The organism is Streptomyces sparsus (assembly GCF_054776295.1).
Genome location: NZ_BAAHCA010001378.1, coordinates 1 through 918 on the forward strand (window position 1 = coordinate 1; position 918 = coordinate 918).

Genomic DNA, 918 nt, shown 5'->3' on the forward strand with positions numbered 1-918 from the left:
CGAGCCGCAGGGGCGGCCGAAGGCGGGCGGTGCGCTCCTCGGGGGAGTGCCGGCGGGGCGGCCCCGGGGCGCGGCCCGGCGGACAGGGTTCGATCTCGCTGCCGTCCACCGGGTTGACGGTGACGACGTACTCGCCTGCGACGAGCTGGACCATGCGGACCGGTGCGACGCCGCTCGGGCCAACGCCTTCATGCGGTCCGCGGTTGCTCGGATCCATGGTCGATGCTCCCCAGATGCGGTGCGTGGCCGTTCCTTGTCCGCCCCTCCTGGCAGTGAGGTGAACCCTAGACGTTCCGCAGCTCCGGACACAGACCGGGTCCGTGGAGCGGACGGAATCGTCATGGCTTTGTGAGGGTTGCCCCTTCGATGGCCAGGATGCGGTGCAGCCGGGTGGCGACGAGCAGCCGCTGCATCTGCGGGGGGACGTCGCGCAGCACGAGCCGTCTGCCGCAGCGGCCGGCGCGGCGGTGCGCGCCCATGATCACTCCCAGGCCGGTGGCGTCCCAGGAGTCGAGCTGGGCCAGGTCGAGTACGAGGTCGCCCTTGCCTGCGTCGAGCGCGTGGTGCAGGACCGTGCGGGCGTCCGCAGCGCTGCGGACGTCGAGGCGCCCCCCGACGACCATCTCGGCGTGGTCGCCCTTGATGTGCATATCGCGCTCCCGGGGGTCGCCTCGTGTGAACTTTCAGGTATGGGTGTCATCACAACTGACTGCCCGTCGGGCAGCGAAGTTGCCGTCCGTGCTCGAACCGATACGGAATTCACCCGTGAGAGTGATCCCTTGGGCCCTCCGGGTCAGTGCCTGACCAGGGGGCCGGTGGTGCTGGGTGGTACTGGATGGTGCTGGGCGCGGCTGTTGCGGTGCTCGGGCGGCCGGCCGGGACGGCCGGACCGTCCGCCGCGGGCCGGGCTGCCGTCCG

Annotated in this window: 1 protein-coding gene; it reads right to left on the bottom strand. The window is 71.6% G+C overall.

Features of this window, described 5'->3' with window-relative positions:
- Positions 1–338: 338 nt before the first annotated feature.
- Positions 339–650 carry an STAS domain-containing protein gene (locus tag ACYVE9_RS28550; protein ID WP_461030782.1) on the bottom strand — a complete coding sequence of 104 codons (312 nt, stop codon included), beginning with the start codon at positions 648–650 and terminating at the stop codon, positions 339–341.
- Positions 651–918 lie beyond the last annotated feature (268 nt).